18 protein-coding genes are annotated in these 17,168 nt (G+C 72.2%); 16 read left to right on the top strand and 2 right to left on the bottom strand.

Features of this window, described 5'->3' with window-relative positions; genetic code table 11:
* The first annotated feature begins 35 nt into the window (after positions 1-35).
* The 11 genes from ald to ACZ4VK_RS19990 all read left to right on the top strand — a co-directional run bounded on the left by ald (position 36) and on the right by ACZ4VK_RS19990 (position 10,925).
* Entirely contained in the window at positions 36-1,151 is a 1,116-nt protein-coding gene (ald, locus tag ACZ4VK_RS19940) for an alanine dehydrogenase (protein WP_468353692.1), read from the top strand.
* Between the two features lie 447 nt (positions 1,152-1,598).
* Complete coding sequence (locus ACZ4VK_RS19945) at positions 1,599-2,624, top strand: ParA family protein (protein ID WP_037637819.1); 1,026 nt, start codon at positions 1,599-1,601, stop codon at positions 2,622-2,624.
* On the top strand, positions 2,621-3,106 hold the full coding sequence (locus tag ACZ4VK_RS19950; protein ID WP_468354319.1) for a hypothetical protein: 486 nt from the start codon (positions 2,621-2,623) through the stop codon (positions 3,104-3,106). Before ACZ4VK_RS19945 ends, ACZ4VK_RS19950 begins: the two co-directional genes overlap by 4 nt.
* Before the next feature lie 45 nt (positions 3,107-3,151).
* Positions 3,152-4,354, top strand: a complete 1,203-nt coding sequence (locus ACZ4VK_RS19955; protein WP_468353693.1) for a segregation and condensation protein A — start codon at positions 3,152-3,154, stop codon at positions 4,352-4,354.
* Positions 4,351-4,956 (top strand): SMC-Scp complex subunit ScpB, encoded by a 606-nt coding sequence (gene scpB / locus ACZ4VK_RS19960; protein ID WP_468353694.1) that lies wholly within the window; start codon positions 4,351-4,353, stop codon positions 4,954-4,956. Before ACZ4VK_RS19955 ends, scpB begins: the two co-directional genes overlap by 4 nt.
* The gene (locus tag ACZ4VK_RS19965; protein WP_468353695.1) at positions 4,956-6,428 is read left to right on the top strand and encodes a pseudouridine synthase; all 1,473 of its coding nucleotides are present in this window, start codon (positions 4,956-4,958) and stop codon (positions 6,426-6,428) included. The genes scpB and ACZ4VK_RS19965 overlap by 1 nt, the downstream gene beginning before the upstream one ends.
* A 123-nt stretch (positions 6,429-6,551) precedes the next feature.
* Positions 6,552-7,205, top strand: a complete 654-nt coding sequence (pnuC, locus tag ACZ4VK_RS19970; RefSeq protein WP_468353696.1) for a nicotinamide riboside transporter PnuC — start codon at positions 6,552-6,554, stop codon at positions 7,203-7,205.
* A gap of 116 nt (positions 7,206-7,321) precedes the next feature.
* On the top strand, positions 7,322-8,401 hold the full coding sequence (locus tag ACZ4VK_RS19975; protein ID WP_468354321.1) for an AAA family ATPase: 1,080 nt from the start codon (positions 7,322-7,324) through the stop codon (positions 8,399-8,401).
* The gene (locus ACZ4VK_RS19980) at positions 8,398-9,135 is read left to right on the top strand and encodes an NUDIX hydrolase (RefSeq protein WP_468353697.1); all 738 of its coding nucleotides are present in this window, start codon (positions 8,398-8,400) and stop codon (positions 9,133-9,135) included. The genes ACZ4VK_RS19975 and ACZ4VK_RS19980 overlap by 4 nt, the downstream gene beginning before the upstream one ends.
* The gene (locus ACZ4VK_RS19985; protein WP_468353698.1) at positions 9,132-10,163 is read left to right on the top strand and encodes an ADP-ribosylglycohydrolase family protein; all 1,032 of its coding nucleotides are present in this window, start codon (positions 9,132-9,134) and stop codon (positions 10,161-10,163) included. Before ACZ4VK_RS19980 ends, ACZ4VK_RS19985 begins: the two co-directional genes overlap by 4 nt.
* Positions 10,164-10,166: 3 nt before the next feature.
* On the top strand, positions 10,167-10,925 hold the full coding sequence (locus ACZ4VK_RS19990; RefSeq protein ID WP_468353699.1) for a nucleotidyltransferase domain-containing protein: 759 nt from the start codon (positions 10,167-10,169) through the stop codon (positions 10,923-10,925).
* On the opposite strand, the gene ACZ4VK_RS19995 is transcribed toward ACZ4VK_RS19990, so the two are convergent.
* Complete coding sequence (locus ACZ4VK_RS19995) at positions 10,922-11,611, bottom strand: nucleotidyltransferase domain-containing protein (protein WP_468353700.1); 690 nt, start codon at positions 11,609-11,611, stop codon at positions 10,922-10,924. The two genes, ACZ4VK_RS19990 and ACZ4VK_RS19995, sit on opposite strands and share 4 nt — an antisense overlap.
* Positions 11,612-11,621: 10 nt before the next feature.
* Positions 11,622-12,089: a Rieske (2Fe-2S) protein gene (locus ACZ4VK_RS20000; protein ID WP_468353701.1), complete on the bottom strand. Its 468-nt coding sequence runs from the start codon at positions 12,087-12,089 to the stop codon at positions 11,622-11,624.
* Positions 12,090-12,380: 291 nt separating this feature from the next.
* Between ACZ4VK_RS20000 and aroH the strand changes: the two genes are divergently transcribed.
* The 5 genes from aroH to der all read left to right on the top strand — a co-directional run bounded on the left by aroH (position 12,381) and on the right by der (position 17,146).
* A complete protein-coding gene (gene aroH / locus ACZ4VK_RS20005; protein WP_468353702.1) occupies positions 12,381-12,743 on the top strand; it encodes a chorismate mutase in 363 nt (120 codons plus the stop codon).
* A complete protein-coding gene (locus ACZ4VK_RS20010; RefSeq protein WP_468353703.1) occupies positions 12,740-13,828 on the top strand; it encodes a prephenate dehydrogenase in 1,089 nt (362 codons plus the stop codon). Before aroH ends, ACZ4VK_RS20010 begins: the two co-directional genes overlap by 4 nt.
* A gap of 483 nt (positions 13,829-14,311) precedes the next feature.
* The gene (gene cmk, locus ACZ4VK_RS20015; RefSeq protein WP_468353704.1) at positions 14,312-14,986 is read left to right on the top strand and encodes a (d)CMP kinase; all 675 of its coding nucleotides are present in this window, start codon (positions 14,312-14,314) and stop codon (positions 14,984-14,986) included.
* Positions 14,941-15,627 (top strand): lysophospholipid acyltransferase family protein, encoded by a 687-nt coding sequence (locus ACZ4VK_RS20020; protein ID WP_468353705.1) that lies wholly within the window; start codon positions 14,941-14,943, stop codon positions 15,625-15,627. The genes cmk and ACZ4VK_RS20020 overlap by 46 nt, the downstream gene beginning before the upstream one ends.
* Before the next feature lie 70 nt (positions 15,628-15,697).
* Entirely contained in the window at positions 15,698-17,146 is a 1,449-nt protein-coding gene (der, locus tag ACZ4VK_RS20025) for a ribosome biogenesis GTPase Der (RefSeq protein WP_468353706.1), read from the top strand.
* Positions 17,147-17,168: the final 22 nt, after the last annotated feature.

Consider the following 17,168-nt stretch of genomic DNA (forward strand, 5'->3'; position numbering starts at 1 on the left):
TGTATCCCTCCCTGATTCAAGGACCGTGATCGACGATGAAGGTCGGCATCCCCCGCGAGGTCAAGAACAACGAGTTCCGCGTGGCCATCACCCCCGCCGGTGTCCACGAGCTCGTCCGCCACGGCCACCAGGTCTTCATCGAGCAGAACGCCGGTGTCGGCTCCTCGATCACGGACGAGGAGTACGTCGCCGCCGGCGCCGAGATCCTCCCCACCGCCGACGAGGTCTGGGCCACCGCCGACCTGCTGCTCAAGGTCAAGGAGCCGATCGCGGAGGAGTACCACCGTCTCCGCAAGGACCAGACGCTCTTCACCTACCTGCACCTCGCCGCCTCCAAGGAGTGCACGGACGCGCTCCTGGCCTCCGGCACCACCGCCATCGCCTACGAGACGGTCGAGACCGCGAACCGCGCGCTCCCGCTGCTCGCCCCGATGTCCGAGGTCGCGGGCCGGCTGGCCCCGCAGGTCGGCGCGTACCACCTGATGCGCTCGGTCGGCGGCCGCGGTGTCCTCCCCGGCGGCGTCCCCGGCACCCACGCCGGCGAGTGCGTCGTCATCGGCGGCGGCGTCTCGGGCTGGAACGCCACCCAGATCGCCGTCGGCATGGGCTTCCACGTGACCCTGCTCGACCGTGACATCAACAAGCTCCGCGAGGCCGACAAGATCTTCGGCACCAAGGTGAAGACGATCGTCTCCAACGCCTTCGAGCTGGAGAAGGCCGTCGTCGAAGCCGACCTCGTCATCGGCGCCGTCCTCATCCCGGGCGCCAAGGCCCCGAAGCTGGTCACCAACGAGCTCGTCGCCAAGATGAAGCCCGGAAGTGTCCTTGTCGACATCGCGATCGACCAGGGCGGCTGCTTCGAGGACTCGCACCCGACCACCCACGCCGAGCCGACCTTCCAGGTCCACGACTCGGTCTTCTACTGCGTCGCCAACATGCCCGGCGCGGTCCCGAACACCTCCACCTACGCCCTCACCAACGCCACGCTGCCCTACATCGTGTCGCTGGCGAACAACGGCTGGGTCGAGGCGCTGCGTCGCGACGCCGCGCTCGGTCTGGGCCTCAACACCCATGACGGCAAGGTGGTTTACAAGGAGGTCGCCGAGGCGCACGGTCTCGAGCACGTCGAGCTGGGCACCCTCCTGGGCTGACCCTCACGGCACCGCCGTCAACGCGTGCCGTCAATCCGCGCACCGGCCGGACCTTGTTCGACAAGGTCCGGCCGGATGCGTGTCCGGACCCGGAGGAACGTTCGGCCAACTCGCCTCGAACGTAACTGTTTAACCGTTTCGCACACCCCTGAAACGTGTGGATGCATGCCTGCGCGCCCTTGACAGAGACGTGTTCGGTTGCCGACACATCGGGCCGGGTCCGGCGGATTGTGTTGCTGCGGAGCGGTGACACGCCATAGAGTCGCCAACCGTCGGCATGGTGCCACGCTGACCTATCGATAAATGTTCCTGGTGACATCCAAGGAGGTAAGACGACTTGTGAATGAGTCGACAATTACTCCCGGGAGCGGTGCGCCAGGTGCTCCGATCGGCTCCGTCGCGGTGCGGACCTTCGCGACGCACCAGCCCATGACGACAGCCCACACGATGAAGACGATGGACGGCCTACACGTGAACGCCACGGCCGGCAACGAGATGGGCCGAGAGTCCACCCACTTCGCCGCCTTTGACGAGGTGCCCGAGGGGCACTTCTACGACCCCGACGCCGAGTACGAGCCCGACCCGGAGTACGCGGCCACCCTCGCACCCGACGCTGCCCGGCAGCGCCGCGAGCGGATCGGCCCCACCGGACGGCCGCTGCCGTACTTCCCGATCCCGGGTCCCCTGACCGACCACGGACCCGCGAAGATCATCGCGATGTGCAACCAGAAGGGCGGCGTCGGCAAGACCACGTCGACCATCAACCTGGGTGCCGCGCTCGCGGAGTACGGACGACGGGTGCTGCTCGTCGACTTCGACCCGCAGGGAGCCCTGTCGGTCGGCCTCGGCGTGAACCCGATGGAGCTCGACCTCACCGTCTACAACCTGCTCATGGAGCGGGGCATGTCGGCCGACGAGGTCCTCCTCAAGACCGCCGTGCCCAACATGGACCTGCTGCCGAGCAACATCGACCTCTCGGCCGCCGAAGTCCAGCTCGTCAGCGAGGTCGCGCGCGAGTCCACGCTCCAGCGCGCCCTGAAGCCGCTGATGAACGACTACGACTACATCGTGATCGACTGTCAGCCCTCGCTCGGCCTGCTGACCGTGAACGCCCTGACGGCGGCTCACAAGGTCATCGTGCCGCTGGAGTGCGAGTTCTTCGCGCTGCGCGGTGTGGCCCTGCTGACCGAGACCATCGAGAAGGTCCAGGAGCGGCTCAACCCCGAGCTCGAACTCGACGGCATCCTCGCCACGATGTACGACTCGCGGACCGTGCACAGCCGTGAGGTCCTCGCGCGCGTCGTCGAGGCCTTCGACGACCACGTGTACCACACGGTCATCGGGCGGACCGTGCGCTTCCCGGAGACCACGGTCGCCGGCGAGCCCATCACCACCTACGCCTCCAACTCCGTGGGCGCCGCCGCCTACCGTCAGCTCGCCAGGGAGGTGCTCGCCCGGTGTCACGCCGAGTGAGTCTGCCCGGCGCCGACGAACTCTTCCGTACGACCGGGGGGACGGCGCTCCAGGCGTCCGCACCCCGCCGGGCCGTTCCGGCCCCCGCGGGCGAGCGGGACCCGGGGGCGGCCGAGAGCTCCGCGGAGCACACGGCGGCGGACTCCGAGGCGGCGGAACCGCTGGCCCGTACGGCGGAGCCGGAGAGCGCGTCCAAGGCCCCGCCCTCCGCCGCGGTGCCCGCACCGGCGGCGCGGCGGCGCGGCGGCCGTACTCCGAACCGGCGGCCCAGCGGCCGCGAGCGCCACGACGAGAAGATCACGGTCTACGTCTCCGCCGAGGAGCTGATGGACCTGGAGCACGCGCGGCTCGTCCTGCGCGGCGAGCACGGCCTCGCCGTCGACCGGGGCCGGATCGTGCGGGAGGCCGTCGCGGTCGTCCTGGCGGACCTGGAATCCCGCGGCGACGCGAGCATCCTCGTCCGCCGTCTGCGCGGCCGCTGACGGTAGCCTGCGGGCTGCCACGCTCCTCGTTCCCCCTGGACCACCATGCACCACACGCCCGACGAAACGTCCCGCCCACCGCGCCGCCGCGTCCTGGGCCGGGGGCCGGGCGAGGGGGAGGGGCAGCCGGAGACGGCGCCACCCGCCACCGGGCCGGCAGTGCCCGCCGGGCCCGCGGAGGCCGGGGAGGCGGTGCCACCCGTCGCCGAGCCCGGGGTGCCGGCCGCTGGGTCCGCGGTGCCTGCGGTGTCCGCTGGGCCTGCGGCGCCTGCTGGGCCCGCGGAGGTCCGGGAGTCCTGCCACGAGGCCGCTGGGGACCGTGAGACCTGGCGGAGCCCTGAGGCCGCTGGGGCGCGTGGGACGGAGCCCGGGGCCGCTGCGGAGAGCGAGACGGGGCCGGAGGTCGGGGCCCGGCCGGAAGCCCGGTCGGAGCCCGGGGCCGTCGCCGAGGGCGGTGACGGGCGGTTCACCGTGCGGCTCGCGAACTTCGAGGGGCCCTTCGATCTGCTGCTCCAGCTGATCACCAAGCACCGGCTCGACGTCACCGAGGTCGCCCTCTCCCAGGTCACCGACGAGTTCATGGCCCATCTGCGCGCCCTCGGGCCCGACGGCGACCTCGACCAGACCACCGAGTTCCTCGTCGTCGCCGCCACCCTGCTCGACCTCAAGGCCGCCCGGCTGCTGCCCGCGGCCGAGGTGGAGGACGAGGCCGACCTCGCGCTCCTGGAGGCGCGCGACCTGCTCTTCGCCCGGCTCCTCCAGTACCGGGCGTACAAACGCGTCGCGGCGATCTTCGAGGAGCGCTGGGAGGCCGAGGGCCGCCGCCATCCCCGTACCGTCGGACTCGAACCGCACCACGCCGCACTGCTCCCCGAGGTCGTCATCTCCCTCGGCGCCGAGGGATTCGCCCGGCTGGCCGCCAAGGCCATGCAGCCGAAGGCCGCGCCGCAGGTGTACGTCGACCACATCCACGCCCCGCTCGTCAGCGTCCGCGAGCAGGCCGCCGTCGTCGTCGCGCTGCTGCGGGGGCGCGGGACGGCGCTCTTCCGGGAGCTGATCGAGGACGCGGGCGACGACACCCTCACGGTCGTGGCCCGATTCCTCGCCCTCCTGGAGCTCTACCGGGAGAAGGCCGTCGCCCTCGACCAGGAGACCGCCCTGGGGGACCTCACGGTCTCCTGGACCGGCGGGGAGGCGGACCCGTCCGGGGCCGTGACCGACGAATTCGACCAGGAGGCCACCCCGTGAGCGACCTCAAGCCCGCCCTCGAAGCCGTCCTCATGGTCGTCGACGAGCCCGCCACCGAGGCCCATCTCGCCAAGGTCCTGGAGCGCACCCCCCAGGAGGTGGCCGAGGCCCTGCGCGAGCTGGCCGACGAGTACACCGCCCAAAGCCGCGGATTCGAGCTGCGCCACGTGGCCGGCGGCTGGCGGTACTACACCCGCCCCGCGTACGCCCCGGCCGTCGAGGCCTTCGTCCTGGAGGGGCAGCAGGCCCGCCTGACCCAGGCGGCTCTGGAGACGCTCGCGGTCGTCGCGTACCGCCAGCCGGTCAGCCGTTCGCGGGTCTCCGCGGTCCGCGGGGTCAACTGCGACGGGGTGATGCGGACCCTCCTGCAGCGGGGTCTGGTGGAGGAGACGGGCGCGGAACCCGAAACAGGTGCGATCCTGTACAGGACGACGAACTATTTCCTGGAGCGGATGGGCCTGCGCGGCCTGGACGAGCTCCCCGAGCTCGCGCCCTTCCTCCCCGAGGCGGAGGCGGTCGAGCAGGACTCGCTCGAAGGGGTTCCGTCGTTCGATCCGGATGCACCGGATCGTGAGGACGACGACGACAAGACGGAAGTTTGATGCGAAGCAGCAGCGGCAGGAACAGCAGCGGAAACAACGGCGGGAGCCGTGGTGGCAACAGCGGCGGCCGCGGCGGCAGCAGCGGTGGCGGCCGTGGTGGCAGCGGCGGCGCGGGCGGCGGTGGCGGTTACCGGGGCTCCGGTGGCGGCAGCGGCTCCGGTGGCGGTGGCTACCGGGGCGGCAGCAGCTCCGGTGGCGGCGGTGGCTACCGCGGTGGCAGTGGCTCCGGCGGCAGCGGCGGCGGTGGGTACCAGGGCGGCGGCGGTGGCCGTGACGGTGGCCGTGGTGGCTCCGGTGGCGGTTACCAGGGTGGCCGTGACGGTGGCCGTGGTGGCTCCGGCGGCGGTTACCAGGGCGGCGGCGGTGGCGGCTACCAGGGTGGCCGTGACGGTGGCCGTGGTGGCTCCGGCGGCGGTTACCAGGGTGGTGGCGGAGGCGGCTACCAGGGTGGCCGTGACGGCCAGAAGAGCCCGGACAACCCGCGCCGGCCTCGCCCCGAGGAGCGCTCCTACGACGTGAGCCCCCCCGCCGAGGCCCCCAAGAAGGGTCGCGGCTCCGCGGCCCGTGGAGGCGCCAAGGGCGGCCCCAAGGCCCCCCAGGGCGGTACGCCGCCCCGTCGCGGCCCGCACGGGCAGCGACAGGCCCCGGCGCGTTCGCGCGAGCTCGACGCCAAGATCGAGCAGCGCAACCGGGAGCGGTACGAGGGCCGGCCGGAGATCAAGACCCCGAAGACCTTCCCCGGCGCCGAGCAGGAGGGCGAGCGGCTGCAGAAGGTCCTCGCGCGGGCCGGCATGGGCTCGCGGCGTGCCTGCGAGGAGCTCATCGAGCAGGCCAGGGTCGAGGTCAACGGCGAGATCGTCATGGAGCAGGGCAAGCGGGTCGACCCGGAGAAGGACGAGATCAAGGTGGACGGCCTGACCGTCGCCACCCAGTCGTACCTCTTCTTCGCGCTGAACAAGCCCGCCGGCGTCGTCTCCACCATGGAGGACCCGGACGGCCGTCAGTCCCTGGGCGACTACGTCAACAACCGTGAGACCCGGCTCTTCCACGTCGGCCGGCTCGACACGGAGACCGAGGGCATCATCCTGCTCACCAACCACGGTGAGCTGGCCCACCGCCTCACGCACCCGAAGTACGGCGTGAAGAAGACCTACCTGGCGGCCATCACCGGCCCGCTGCCCCGCGAGGTCGGCAAGCGGCTCAAGGACGGCATCCAGCTGGAGGACGGCTACGCCAAGGCCGACCACTTCCGCGTGGTCGAGCAGACCGGCAAGAACTACCTGGTCGAGGTCACGCTGCACGAGGGCCGCAAGCACATCGTGCGCCGCATGCTGGCCGAGGCGGGCTTCCCGGTCGAGAAGCTGGTCAGGACCGCGTTCGGCCCGATCGCGCTCGGCGACCAGAAGTCGGGCTGGCTGCGCCGGCTCACCAACACGGAGGTCGGCATGCTGATGAAGGAAGTCGGCATGTAAGCCCCCCGCTCCACACGGCGAGGCCCGTGACCGCCCGGCGGTCACGGGCCTCGCCGCGTTTTTCGGTCTTGTGGCCGAAGGCCGTCCCCCTTTATAGTCAGGATGACTCTTAAGGAGGCGGGCGTGAGCCTCGCGGACATATTCGAACCGTTGCAGCAGCCGCTGTTCACGGTCCTGGACACCCCGGTCAGCTGGACCGAGGTCCTGGGATTCGGCAGCGGAGCGCTCTGCGTCTGGCTCGTCGCCCTGCAGCACCTCGCCAACTGGCCCATCGGCATCGCCAACAACCTGTTCTTCGTCCTGCTCTTCTCGCAGGCGGGGCTCTACGCCGACGCCGGCCTCCAGATCGTCTTCATCACCCTCGCCGTGTACGGCTGGTGGACCTGGACCCACGGGGGTGGACCAGGCTCCGACGCCCTCCCGGTGCGCCGCACCACGCGCACCGAGTGGACGTGGCTGCTCACGGCGGGGGTGGTGGGGACCCTCGCCCTCGCCCTGCTGCTCGACCGCGCCACCGACTCCACCGTCCCCTTCTGGGACGCCCTGACCACCGCGCTCTCCCTCATGGCGACCTACGGCCAGTGCCGCAAGCGCGTGGAGTCCTGGTGGCTGTGGATCGCCGCCGACGTGGTCTACATACCGCTGTACGCCCACAAGGAGCTGTACCTCACCTCCCTGCTGTACGTCGGCTTCCTGACGCTCTGCGTCCTCGGCCTGCGCGGCTGGACCAGGGACCTCGGCGCCCGGCGCGCCCTCCCGACGGAGGCGGCGGCGTGAAGCACCACGACACGGCGAACGGCGGCGTGCAGCGCTACGACACGGCGAACGGCGGCGTGCAGCGCTACGACACAGCGGACGGCGGCGTGAAGCACCACGACACAGCGGACGGCGGCGTGAAGCGCTACGGACACGGCCTCGTCCTCGGCAAGTTCTATCCGCCGCACGCCGGCCACCACCACCTCGTCCGCACCGCCCTCGACCGCTGCGAGCGCCTCACCGTCCTCGTCTGTGCCTCCTCCGTGGAGTCCGTCCCGCTCGACGAACGCGTCGCCTGGATGCGCGAGATCCACCCCGAAGCCCTCGTCGTCGGCGCCGTCGACGACATCCCCGTCGACCTCCACGACCCCGACGTCTGGGACGCCCACATGGCCGTCTTCCGGGCCGCCGTGCCCGAGCGCGTCGACGCCGTCTTCACCTCGGAGCCGTACGGGGAGGAGCTCGCCCGCCGCTTCGGCGCCGCATCCGTCTGCGTCGACCCCGACCGCACCCGCTTCCCCGTCTCCGGCACCGCCGTCCGCGCCGACCCCGCCGGCTGCTGGGACTTCCTCGCACCGCCCGTGCGGGCCGCGCTCACCCGGCGGATCGTCGTCCTCGGCGCCGAGTCCACCGGCACCACCACCATGGCCCTCGCCCTCGCCGACCACTACCGGCGGCGCGGCGGAGTCTGGGCCCGTACCCGGTACGTACCGGAGTACGGCCGTGAGTACAGCGAACTCAAGCTCGCCGAACTCCGCGCCGAACGCCCCGGGGCGACCTGGGCCGACGTCACCTTCCACTCCTCCGACTTCCCCGTCATCGCCCAGCGCCAGGCCGAACTGGAGGAGGAGGCGGCCCGCGACGGCTCGCCCGTGCTGTTCTGCGACACCGACGCCTTCGCCACGACCATCTGGCACGAGCGGTACATGGGCACCACCAGCCCCGCCACCGGCGAGATCGCCGCCCGCGGCCGGCAGCACCTCTGGCTGCTGACCGACCACCGGGGCGTCGGCTTCGAGGACGACGGACTGCGCGACGGGGAACACCTCCGGCCCTGGATGACCGCCCGCTTCCTCACCCAGCTCACCCACAGCGGCCGCCGTGCGGCCGTCCTCAGCGGCCCCCACGAGGAGCGGCTCGCGGCCGCCGTCGCCGCCGTGGACGCGCTGCTCGCCGAGGGATGGCACTTCACCGACCCCCTGCCGGAGCGCCGATGAGCGGCCACCGGGTGCCCGAGGGATACGACCCGTACGCCTTCGAACCCTTCGCGGTCACCGCCGACCTCGCCGTCCTCACCCTCCGCGAGGAACGCCTCCACGTCCTGCTCGTCGAGCGCGGCCAGGAGCCGTACGCCGGATCCTGGGCGCTCCCCGGCGGATTCGTACTGCCGCGCGAGTCCGCCGAGCGGGCCGCCCGCCGTGAACTCGCCGAGGAGACCGGCCTCTCCGAGGCCACCGTCGCCGGACTCCACCTCGAACAGCTCCGCACCTACAGCGAGCCGGACCGCGACCCGAGGATGCGGGTCGTCTCCGTCGCCTTCACCGCGCTCGTCCCGGACCCTCCCGAGCCGCGCGGCGGCGGCGACGCGGCCCAGGCCCGGTGGCTGCCGTACGACACCGTCAGGGGACTCGCCTTCGACCACGACCGGATCCTCGCCGACGCCCACGAACGGGTCGGCGCCAAGCTGGAGTACACCTGCCTCGCGACCGCCTTCTGCCCGACCGAGTTCACCCTCGGCGAGCTGCGGCAGGTCTACGAGACGGTCTGGGGCGTCGAACTCGACCGCCCCAACTTCCGGCGCAAGGTCCTCACCACGCCCGGCTTCGTCCAGGCCGTGGAAGGACCTCCGCGCCTCACCGGCGGACGGGGGAAACCGGCCGCTCTCTACCGGGCGGGCGGGGCCACCACCCTCCACCCGCCCCTCCTGCGACCGGAAGGACGATCCGCGTGAACCTCGCACGCACCGCGACCAAGCAGGCCGCGACCGGCTCCCTGATCGGGCTGGCGCTCGGCGACGCGCTGGGCTTCCCGACCGAGTTCAACGACGTGCCGTCGATCCTCGCCAAGGTCGGACCCTGGCGCGAGATGGCGCTGCCCGTCCGCAACGGCAGGGCGTACGTCACCGACGACACCCAGATGGCCCTCGCCTTCGCCCGGGGCATCCGCACCGCCATGGACCGGGGCGTGCTCGCCCCGCTGCGTCTCGCCAGGCCCGTCAGGGACGAGTTCGTCGACTGGTACCACTCGCCGGAGAACAACCGCGCCCCCGGCAACACCTGCCTCCGCGCCTGCCGGCTCCTCGACGGCGACCGGCCCTGGCAGGACGCCTCCCAGATCGACTCCAAGGGCTGCGGCGCCAACATGCGGGTCACCCCCATCGGCCTCGTCCCCGGCCTGAGCGAGGAGCAGCGGGCGGGCGCCGCGCAGCTCCAGTCCGGGCTGACCCACGGCCACCCCACCGCGCTCGCCGCCTCCGACCTCACCGCCCGGGCCGTGTACCTCCTCGCCCAGGGAGTGGAGCCCGCCGGACTCGTCGGGCAGCTGCGCTCGTACGCGTACGAGAACCGCTCCCGCTACCACGAGCACTGGCTCGGCGACCTCTGGACCCGCTCCCAGGACCCCTCCGCGCTCTCCTTCATCCAGCGAGGGTGGGACGAGTGCCTGGCGATCCTGGAGCGCCTGGACGCCGTCCAGCGCACCGCCGACCCGGAGCTCGACCCCTGCACGTACACCGGTGACGGCTGGATCGCCGAGGAGGCCCTCGCGACCGGGCTCCTCTGCTTCCTCCTCTTCCCCGAGCAGCCCCTCACCGTGCTGCGCCGCGCCGCCTGCACCCGCGGCGACTCCGACTCCATCGCCGCCCTCGCGGGAGCCTTCGCCGGCGCCCACCTCGGCGCCGACGCCTGGCCGAAGGAGTGGGCGGAGCGCGTCGAGTACCGGAGCGACCTGCTGACCCTCGGCGCGCTCTGGGACGCTTGATCCATGACGCTCTCCCTGGACCTGGACCTTTCCGCCGTCGTGGCGGAGCAGCCCGACCCCCTGCTCTTCGCGACCGTTACCGGCGCGCACCTGTACGGCTTCCCGTCCCGTGACTCGGACGTGGACCTGCGCGGTGCGCACCTGCTGCCCGTGGAGGCCCTCATAGGCCTCCGCGAGCCGGAGGAGACGCGCAGCAGGATGTGGGGCAGGGACGGCGTCGAGATGGACCTCGTCACCCACGACCTGCGGAAGTTCGCCCGGCTGATGCTCCGCCGCAACGGCTACGTCCTGGAGCAGCTCACCTCCCCGCTCGTCGCGCACACCACGGAGACGCACGCGGAGCTGATCTCCCTCGTGCCCGAGGTGCTCACCTCCCACCACGCCCACCACTACCGGGGCTTCGCCGGGACGCAGTGGCGGCTCTTCGAGAGCAGCGGGGAGCTCAAGCCGCTGCTCTACACCTACCGGGCGCTGCTCACCGGCATCCACCTGATGCGTTCGGGCGAGGTGCAGGCCCATCTGCCGACCCTGGTCGGGGAGGTGGCCGAGGCGCCCGCACGGCTGCCCGACCTCGTCGCGGCGAAGGCGGCGGCGGAGCATGGGCCCGCGGACGTGCCGGTCGAGGTCGTACGGGCCGAGACGGAGGCGCTGCACGGGGTCCTCGACGAGGCCCAGGCCGCGTCCGGTCTCCGGGAGGCGGCGGTCCGCGCCCACGACCTGCTGCACGACCTCGTCGTACGGGCGCGGTCGAAGAGCTGTTAGAGCGCGTCCGCCGCCGAGGCGCGGCGCGCGCGGATCAGGAAGTCCTGCACGCGCGCGTGGTCCGGCACGGCCGGGAGCGGGGTCGTGTCATGGGCGCGGTCCGCCTCCTCCTGGAGGCGGTCCATCCAGGACTCGACCTCCGGCCAGGAGACCTCGCCGCGCTTGACCGCGAGGAGACGTTCGCGCTCCTCGCCGACGTCGATCCTGAGCTCGCCCGTGCGCAGCAGGTCGCGGCAGCTGGTCAGCAGCCGCAGCAGATGCATGGCGTGTTTCCAGCGCGGATGGCCGTACTGGCGCACGTCCGCGTCGAGCTTGCGGCGCTGGCCTCCGGCGTACCGGACGAAGGTCTGATGGGCCTGCCGGGAGAGGAAGGCCCCGCGCAGCGAGAGCAGTTCACGGCCGAGCTCGTCGGCGTGCTCGACCAGGGGGGAGTGGAGGCACTCCAGGACGTTCGGGTTGTTGCGCAGGGCCAGCTCGCAGAATCGTTCCAGCTCCCAGCTGAACTGCTCCTCGCCGGGCCCCTCCACATGCGCGGGGGGCTTCTCGAAGTGCCAGAACAGCGGCGTCGGGGCGAGATAGACGCCCCGGACGTCCGTGTCACTGTCGTCGGTCGCGAGTCCGAAGGCACGCGAGCCCATGACACAGGAGTAGATCGTGTGTTCGCGCACCAGGTCGTCCGGAGTCATGCGGGTCAGGCTACGCGAGAGTGATCGTGTCCCCGGATACGGTGATCTGCTCGGCCGGCAGCGGGCGGGTGGCGGGCCCGTTCGCCACCGAGCCGTCGGCGATACGGAACTTGGAACCGTGGCAGGGGCAGTTGATGGTGCCGTCCGCGACCTTGTTCACCGTGCAGCCCTGATGGGTGCAGATCGCGGAGAAGGCCTTGAACTCCCCGGCCGTCGGCTGCGTGACGACGACCTTCTCCTCCGCGAAGACCGTGCCCCCGCCGACCGGGATCTCGGCGGTGCCGGCCAGGCGGGCGCCGGCCGAGGGGGAAGCGGGGGAGGGGGACGCCGCCGAGGCGGACGTGCCGGGCGGAGCGCTCGGCGTGGCCGGGGCGTCGGTCCTCGTACCGCCGTCACCCCCGCCGTCCGAGCCGCAGCCCGTCGTCAGGGCCGCGGCGGCGATCAGGACGGTACGGCGGGGGGTGGCGCGTGAAGTCATGCCGCCAGCTTGGCCGCGCGGCGCACCCGGGTCCCGCAACACGCCTGGACCCGGCGCCCGGCTCCCCCGCACGGCGGTCCCGGCCGGGCCCGTACGCCGAGTGGCGGAACACCCTGGATCGAGTGACATTGAGCCTGTCTCGAACCGGACGGAAGGCAGGACCATGGCGGGACACGACCTCGGCAGTGTCGGACCGCCCGCACTCCGTCTCGGAGGGCGGGCGCCGTCGACAAGCGCCCCCCGCCGCTGACTAGGCTGAACGGAGCACTGACGCAGGCGAAGGAGCACGACGTGGCGGTACGAGCGGTCCGAGGAGCCGTCCAGCTGGAGCGGGACGAGGCCGGACACATGCGCGAGCAGGTCGAGGAACTGCTCACCGCCGTCCTCGCGCGCAACGACCTCACCGCCGACGACCTCATCAGCATCTGGTTCACGGCCACGCCCGACCTCCACAGCGACTTCCCCGCCGCGGCGGCCCGGGGCACAGGGATCGTCGACGTCCCCCTGATCTGCGCCCAGGAGCTCGACATCGAAGGCGCGATGCCGAGGGTCGTCCGGCTCCTCGCCCACGTCGAGACCGATCTGCCCAAGTCCCGCATCGCGCACGTCTACCTCGGCGCCGCGGCCGCCCTCCGCAAGGACATCGCCCAGTGAGAACAGCGCTCGTCATCGGAACCGGACTGATCGGCACCTCCGCCGCGATCGCCCTCGCGGGCCGGGGCGTCACCGTCCACCTGCGCGACCACGACCCGGAGCGCGCCCACACGGCCGCCGCGCTCGGCGCGGGCACCGACGAGGCGCCCGAGGGACCCGTCGACCTCGCGATCATCGCCGTCCCCCCGGCCCACGTGGCCGCCACCCTCGCCGAGGCCATGACCGCCGGGCTCGCCCGCGGCTACCTCGACGTGGCCAGCGTCAAGGGCGGCCCCAAGCGGGAGCTGGAGGCACTGGGCCTCGACCTCACCGCGTACATCGGTACGCACCCGATGTCCGGCAAGGAACGCTCCGGCCCGCTCGCGGCGACCGCCGACCTCTTCGAGGGGCGCCCCTGGGTCCTCACGCCCACGCGGGACACCGACACCGAGGTCCTGAACCTCGCGCTCGAGCTCGTCGCCCTCTGCCGGGCCGTGCCCGTCGTCATGGACGCCGACGCCCACGACCGGGCGGTCGCCCTGGTCTCCCACACCCCGCAACTCGTGTCGTCGATGGTCGCCGCGCGCCTGGAGGAGGCCGACGAGTCCGCCGTACGCCTCTGTGGGCAGGGCATCCGGGACGTCACCCGGATCGCCGCCTCCGATCCGCGCATGTGGGTCGAGATCCTCTCCGCCAACCCCGGGCCCGTCGCCGACGTCCTCTCCGGCGTCGCCGCCGACCTCGACGAGACCGTCCGCGCGCTGCGCTCCCTGCAGTCCGCCGACGAGGACAAGCGCCGGGACGGGGCCTCGGGCGTCGAGGACGTGCTGCGGCGAGGCAACGCGGGGCGGTCCCGCGTCCCCGGCAAGCACGGGGCGGCGCCCACGGTGTACGAGACCGTCGCCGTCCTCATCAGCGACCGGCCGGGCGAGCTCGCCCGCATCTTCGCCGACGCGGGCCGGGCGGGGGTCAACATCGAGGACGTCCGCATAGAGCACGCGACGGGGCAGCAGGCGGGCCTGGTCCAGCTGATGGTGGAACCGTCGGCGGCGCCGGTACTGGGCGCGGCCCTCCAGGAACGAGGCTGGTCCCTCCGCACGAGCTGACCCCCAGCGGGGCGGTGCCCTCGCCCACCCTCGTTGTGGGCATCTGTTCCGCTGGGGCGGTGCCCACAACGTTGTGGGCAATCGTTCCGCTGGGGCGGAACGGGTGGGCACAACGGACGGCGCCCCTTGCCGGGCCCAGGCTTCCGCGCCCGAACCCGCACCCGGTGTGCGGCGCACAGTCGGTGCGGGTCCAGGCACAAGGGGCGGAGGCGCCCGCCGAAGGGCGCCGTCCCGTGTGCCCACCCGTCCCGCCCCAGCGGGACGATTGCCCACACGGGGGGGGTGGCGGGGACAGCGGGGCGGGTGTCGCCGCGTGAGGTGCGGTGGTGGGTGGTTCCCGGGGGCCGTACCGGGGTGGGCGGGGCCCGCAGACCTGGGGCTTTGGGGCGCTGGGCCGAATGGGTGCCGGGGACTCGGTAACCTTGTGGTGGCCCCCCGCATCTCCGCCGGGTCCCGCCACTCACCCAGGAAGGTGTTCCCACCGTGGAATCCGTGATCGTCGCCATTGACGGGCCCTCCGGCACGGGCAAGTCCAGCACCTCCAAGGCGGTCGCCGCCAAGCTGGGGCTGAGCTACCTCGACACCGGCGCCCAGTACCGGGCGATCACCTGGTGGATGATCAGCAACGGCGTGGACGTGACCGACGCCGAGGCCGTCGCCAACGCCGCCTCCAAGCCGGTCATCGTCTCCGGCACGGACCCGGGCCGGCCCACCATCACCGTCGACGGAGCGGACGCCGCGGGCCCCATCCGTACGGAGGAGGTCACCTCCAGGGTCAGCGCCGTCAGCGCCGTCCCCGAGGTGCGGGCGCTCATCACCGATCTCCAGCGGACCATCGCCAAGGGCGCCGGGCAGGGCATCGTCGTCGAGGGCCGGGACATCGGCACCACCGTCCTCCCCGACGCCGACCTGAAGATCTTCCTCACCGCCTCGCCCGAGGCCCGCGCCGCCCGCCGCTCCGGCGAGCTCAAGGGCGTCGACGTGCGCGCGACGCAGGAGGCCCTGATCAAGCGGGACGCGGCGGACTCCAGCCGTAAGACCTCCCCGCTGGCCAAGGCCGACGACGCCGTCGAGGTCGACACCACCGAGCTGACCCTCGACCAGGTCATCGAGTGCGTCGTCACCCTCGTGGAGGAGAAGCGGGCGGGCGCCAAGTGACCCTGCCCTCCGAGAAGGGCGCCGCCGTCGGCCGACGCATCGGCATCGGGCTGATGTACGGCTTCTGGAAGCCGCGCGTCCTCGGCGCCTGGCGGATGCCGGCCTCCGGCCCCGCCATCCTCGCCGTCAACCACGCGCACAACATCGACGGCCCCATGCTCATGGGCACCGCCCCGCGCCCCGTGCACTTCCTCATCAAGAAGGAAGCGTTCGTCGGGCCCCTCGGGCCCTTCCTGGAGGGCATCGGGCAGGTGAAGGTCGACCGCGAGAGCACCGACCGGAACGCGATAGGCAACGCCCTGGGCGTCCTGGAGCAGGGCGGCGTGCTCGGGATCTTCCCCGAGGGCACCCGAGGCGACGGCGACTTCGCCTCGCTCCGCGCGGGCCTGGCGTACTTCGCCGTCCGCAGCGGCGCGCCCATCGTCCCGGTCGCCGTCCTGGGAAGCACCGAGCGCCGGGGACGGTTGGTCAAGGCACTGCCTCCGCTGCGCGGCCGCGTCGACGTCGTCTTCGGCGACGCCTTCGAGGCGGGCGACGGCTCCGGCCGCCGCACCCGCAAGGCCCTCGACGAGGCCACCGTACGGATCCAGGGGAAGCTCACCGACCACCTGGAAAACGCCAGGCGCCTCACCGGGCGTTGAGCGAGACTTTCAGTAGTGGGCCCCGCGGCCCGGGGACCCACCGACCACGAATGATCAAGGAACGGACTTCATGAACGACCAGCACGACCACGGAGCACTTGGCGACGCCGAGTACGCGGAGTTCATGGAGCTCGCCTCGGAAGAGGGCTTCGACGTCGAAGAGGTCGAGGGCGCGATCGAGGAGGCCGGCCACGGCCCGCTCCCCGTCCTCGCCGTCGTCGGCCGCCCGAACGTCGGCAAGTCGACCCTGGTGAACCGCATCATCGGCCGCCGTGAGGCCGTCGTCGAGGACAAGCCGGGTGTCACCCGCGACCGCGTCACCTACGAGGCCGAATGGGCCGGGCGCCGCTTCAAGGTCGTCGACACCGGCGGCTGGGAGCAGGACGTCCTCGGCATCGACGCCTCCGTCGCCGCCCAGGCCGAGTACGCCATCGAGGCCGCCGACGCCTGCCTCTTCGTCGTGGACGCCACCGTCGGCGCCACCGACACCGACGAGGCCGTCGTCAAGCTGCTCCGCCGCGCGGGGAAGCCGGTCGTCCTCGCCGCCAACAAGGTCGACGGCCAGTCCGGCGAGGCCGACGCCGCCACGCTCTGGTCCCTGGGCCTCGGCGAGCCGTTCCCCGTCTCCTCGCTGCACGGCCGCGGCACCGGCGACCTCCTCGACGAGGTCCTGAGGAAGCTGCCCGAGGCCCCCGAGCAGCGCTTCGGCAACGTGGTGGGCGGCCCGCGCCGCATCGCCCTCATCGGCCGCCCGAACGTCGGCAAGTCCTCCCTGCTCAACAAGGTGGCGAACGAGGACCGCGTCGTCGTCAACGAGCTGGCCGGCACCACCCGCGACCCGGTCGACGAGCTGATCGAGCTCGGCGGCGTGACGTGGAAGTTCGTCGACACCGCCGGTATCCGCAAGAAGGTCCACCTCCAGGAGGGCGCCGACTACTACGCCTCCCTGCGGACGGCCGCCGCCGTCGAGAAGGCCGAGGTGGCCGTCATCCTCATCGACACCACCGACAACATCTCGGTGCAGGACCAGCGCATCATCACGATGGCGGTCGAGTCCGGCCGCGCCATCGTCATCGCCTACAACAAGTGGGACGAGCTCGACGAGGAGCGCCGCTACTACCTCGAGCGCGAGATCGAGACCGAGATGCAGCAGGTCGCCTGGGCGCCCCGGGTCAACGTCTCCGCCAAGACCGGCCGCCACATGGAGAAGCTGGTCCCGGCCATCGAGACCGCCCTCGCCGGCTGGGAGACCCGCGTCCCCACCGGCCGGCTCAACGCCTTCCTCGGTGAGATCGTCGCCGCCCACCCGCACCCGATCCGCGGCGGCAAGCAGCCCCGCATCCTCTTCGGTACGCAGGCGGGCACCAAGCCGCCCCGGTTCGTGCTCTTCGCCTCGGGCTTCCTGGAGGCCGGCTACCGGCGCTTCATCGAGCGCCGTCTCCGTGAGGAGTTCGGCTTCGAGGGCACGCCGATCCACATCTCGGTGCGGGTGCGCGAGAAGCGCGGCCGCAAGAAGTAGCACCCGCGAGGTGACACACGGC

It is taken from the genome of Streptomyces sp. NPDC028711 (genome assembly GCF_055565415.1).